The organism is Streptomyces sp. NPDC054847, from assembly GCF_053610925.1.
On record NZ_JBSGZJ010000573.1, the window covers coordinates 1 to 3,940 of the forward strand.

Sequence of the window (3,940 nt, forward strand, 5' to 3'; positions counted from 1 at the left end):
CGTCCGCCCCACGACGAATCGAGCCCCCGACGAAGCGACGCCCACGACAGGACGCCGGCAGCCTCGGTCCGGCCCAGGACCGTCACACGCTCGGGTCAGCCGAAGACGGCCAGGCTCTTCGCCTTGCCGTTCTGCTCCTCCACGAGCGCCAGGAAGCGTCCGTCGGGCCCGAAGACGGCCACCGGAGCGCGGTCGTGGGCCGGCATGTCCAGCCGCACGCCGTTGGTGAGCAGCTTGGCCCGCCGCTCGTCCACGTCCCACCGGGGGAACGCGGCGGCCGCCGCCTCAGCGATCGGCATCACGGTCAGCTCCTCCTGGAGCTGGTCGAGGGTCTTCGCCGCGTCCAGTCCGTACGGGCCGACCCGGGTGCGCCGCAGCGCCGTCAGGTGTCCGCCCACTCCGAGCACGGCACCGAGATCGCGGGCGAGCGCCCGGATGTAGGTGCCGGAGGAACAGACCACGGACACGACCAGGTCGACGACGGGCAGGCCGTCCTCCGTGGTCGTCGGGCGGACGTCGTAGACGCGGAAGGAGGAGACGGTCACCGGGCGGGCCGGGATGTCGAACTCCTCGCCGCCGCGGACCCGCGCGTACGACCGCTTTCCGTCGATCTTGATGGCGCTGACCTTGGACGGCACCTGCATGATGTCGCCGGTGAGGCCGGCGACACCCGCGTCGATGGCCTCACGTGTGACGGCGGAGGCGTCGGTGGAGGAGGTGACCTCGCCCTCGGCATCGTCCGTGACGGTGTCCTGGCCCAGCCTGATGGTGCCGAGGTACTCCTTCTCGGTCAGCGCGAGGTGCCCGAGAAGCTTGGTGGCCTTCTCGACACCCAGCACCAGTACCCCGGTGGCCATGGGATCGAGCGTCCCCGCGTGTCCGACGCGCCGGGTCCTGGCGATCCCGCGCATCTTGGCGACGACGTCGTGCGAAGTGAAGCCCGACGGCTTGTCGACGATGACAAGTCCGTCGGGCGTGACGGTGCGCTGCGTCATTCCGAGGCTTCGTCCTCGTCCTCGGGCTTGCGGTACGGGTCGGCCTCACCGGCGTACGTGGCGCCGGAGGACACCTCGCGGACCTTGGCGTCCGAGGCGCGCGCCTTGTCGAGGAGGTCCTCGATCGTCTTGGCGTTCTCGGGGAGCGCGTCGGCCACGAAGGTGAGGGTCGGCGTGAACTTGGTACCGGCCGCCGCGCCGACCGCCGAGCGCAGGATGCCCTTGGCGCTCTGCAGGCCCGCAGCGGCACTGGCCCTGTCCTCGTCGTCGCCGTAGACCGTGTAGAAGACCGTGGCCTCCCGCAGGTCACCGGTGACGCGGGTGTCCGTGATGGTCACGTGCGAACCCAGGCGGGGGTCCTTGATGCCACGCTGCAGCTTCTCCGCGACCACCTCCCGGATGAGGTCTGCCAGCTTTTTCGCCCGCGCGTTGTCGGCCACTGGTCCGTCTCCTTCTTTGCCTTGCATTCAGTCTTCGTCGCTGTGGAGTCTGCGTCGTACCGACAGCAGCTCCACCTCCGGCCGGGCGGCGACGAGGCGCTCGCACCGGTCGAGTACGTCCGTGAGGTGCCCTGTGTCCCCGGACACCACGGCGAGGCCGATCTCGGCCCGCCGGTAGAGGTCCTGGCCGCTCACCTCCGCCGCGCTCACCGCGTATTTCCGCTGGAGCTCGGCGACGATCGGTCGGACCACGGAGCGCTTCTCCTTCAGCGACCGTACGTCGCCGAGAAGCAGATCGAAGGACAGTGTCCCCACATACATGTATGTCCGGATGTCCCGCCGGTCCGGGTTCGTCGTGCCGGGGGTCCGGGGCTTCCCGCCGGACCGGCACGGTCGGGTCCCCGCCGTACTTGGCAGGGACACCCAAACCGTACACGCAACGGCCGGGGCCGATCGACGGAAATACTTCCGCCGACCGGCCCCGGACGAGCGCCGTGCGTCAGCCGCGCGGCTTCTCGCGCATCTCGTACGTCGCGATGACGTCGTCGACCTTGATGTCGTTGAAGTTTCCGAGGTTGATACCACCCTCGAAGCCTTCGCGGATCTCGGTGACGTCGTCCTTGAAGCGACGCAGACCCTCGATGTTGAGGCTCTCCGCGATGACCTTGCCGTCGCGGATGAGGCGTGCCTTGGTGTTGCGCTTGACCTCGCCGGAACGGATGAGGACACCCGCGATGTTGCCCAGCTTGGACGAGCGGAAGACCTCGCGGATCTCCGCCGTACCGAGCTCGACCTCTTCGTACTCCGGCTTGAGCATGCCCTTGAGGGCCGCCTCGATCTCCTCGATGGCCTGGTAGATCACCGAGTAGTACCGGACGTCGACGCCCTCGCGCTCCGCCATCTGCGAGGCACGGCCGGCCGCGCGGACGTTGAAGCCGATGACGATGGCGTCGGAGCCCATCGCCAGGTCGATGTCCGACTCGGTGACCGCACCGACACCGCGGTGCAGCACCCGGATGTCGACCTCTTCGCCGACGTCGAGCTGGAGCAGCGAGGACTCGAGAGCCTCCACCGAACCGGACGCGTCGCCCTTGATGATGAGGTTGAGCTGCTGGACCTCGCCCGCCTTGAGCACCTTGTCGAGGTCCTCGAGGGACACCCGGCGGGTGCGCTTGGCGAACGCGGCGTTGCGCTCACGGGCGGCACGCTTCTCGGCGATCTGACGGGCCGTACGGTCCTCGTCGACGACCAGGAAGTTGTCGCCGGCGCCCGGGACATTGGTGAGACCGAGGACGAGGACCGGGGTCGACGGACCCGCCTCTTCCACGTTCTCGCCCTTGTCGTCGAGCATCGCGCGGACACGGCCGTACGCGTCACCGGCGACCATCGTGTCACCGACGCGCAGCGTGCCTCGCTGGACCAGGACGGTCGCGACGGCACCGCGGCCACGGTCGAGGTGGGCCTCGATCGCAATACCCTGCGCGTCCTGCTCGGCGTTGGCCCGCAGGTCGAGCGAGGCGTCCGCGGTCAGGACCACGGCCTCCAGCAGGGAGTCGATGTTGAGACCCTGCTTGGCGGAGATGTCGACGAACATGGTGTCGCCGCCGTACTCCTCGGCCACCAGACCGAACTCGGTGAGCTGACCGCGCACCTTGGTCGGGTCGGCGCCCTCGACGTCGATCTTGTTGACCGCGACCACGATCGGCACGTCGGCCGCCTTGGCGTGGTTCAGCGCCTCGATCGTCTGCGGCATCACACCGTCGTTCGCCGCCACCACGAGGATCGCGATGTCGGTGGACTTCGCACCACGGGCACGCATGGCGGTGAACGCCTCGTGACCCGGGGTGTCGATGAAGGTGATGGCGCGCTCTTCGCCGTTGACCTCGGTGGCGACCTGGTACGCACCGATGTGCTGCGTGATACCGCCGGCCTCACCCGCGACGACGTTCGTCTTGCGGATGGCGTCCAGCAGCCTGGTCTTACCGTGGTCGACGTGACCCATGACGGTCACGACCGGCGGACGGGAGACGAGCATCTCCTCGCCGCCCTCGTCCTCGCCGAACTCGATGGAGAAGGACTCGAGAAGCTCGCGGTCCTCTTCCTCCGGGCTGACGATCTGAACGGTGTAGTTCATCTCGTCGGCGAGGAGCTGAAGGGTCTCGTCGGAGACGGACTGCGTGGCAGTGACCATCTCGCCGAGGTTCATCATCACGGCGACGAGCGACGCCGGGTTGGCGTTGATCTTCTCCGCGAAGTCGGTGAGGGACGCACCGCGCGACAGGCGAACGGTCTCGCCGTTGCCGCGAGGCAGCATCACACCGCCGACCGACGGGGCCTGCATGGCCTCGTACTCCTGGCGCCTCTGCCGCTTCGACTTACGGCCACGACGGGCCGGGCCGCCGGGACGGCCGAAGGCGCCCTGCGTGCCACCACGGCCACCGGGACCGCCGGGACGGCCACCGAAGCCGGGACGACCGCCGAAGCCGCCGCCACCGCCGCCGGGGC

The 3,940-nt window shown here is 69.0% G+C and carries 4 protein-coding genes; all 4 read right to left on the reverse strand.

The annotated features are described in order from the left end of the window. Positions 1 to 95: 95 nt before the first annotated feature. Positions 96 to 995: a tRNA pseudouridine(55) synthase TruB gene (gene truB, locus ACWGH4_RS32530; RefSeq protein WP_441266357.1), complete on the reverse strand. Its 900-nt coding sequence runs from the start codon at positions 993 to 995 to the stop codon at positions 96 to 98. Continuing rightward, the gene (rbfA, locus tag ACWGH4_RS32535) at positions 992 to 1,435 is read right to left on the reverse strand and encodes a 30S ribosome-binding factor RbfA (RefSeq protein ID WP_100109456.1); all 444 of its coding nucleotides are present in this window, start codon (positions 1,433 to 1,435) and stop codon (positions 992 to 994) included. Before rbfA ends, truB begins: the two co-directional genes overlap by 4 nt. Before the next feature lie 27 nt (positions 1,436 to 1,462). Beyond that, positions 1,463 to 1,756: a DUF503 domain-containing protein gene (locus tag ACWGH4_RS32540; protein WP_005311234.1), complete on the reverse strand. Its 294-nt coding sequence runs from the start codon at positions 1,754 to 1,756 to the stop codon at positions 1,463 to 1,465. A 178-nt stretch (positions 1,757 to 1,934) separates the two neighbouring features. After that, a partial coding sequence (gene infB, locus ACWGH4_RS32545; protein ID WP_453467192.1) for a translation initiation factor IF-2 occupies positions 1,935 to 3,940 on the reverse strand: 2,006 nt, incomplete at its 5' end.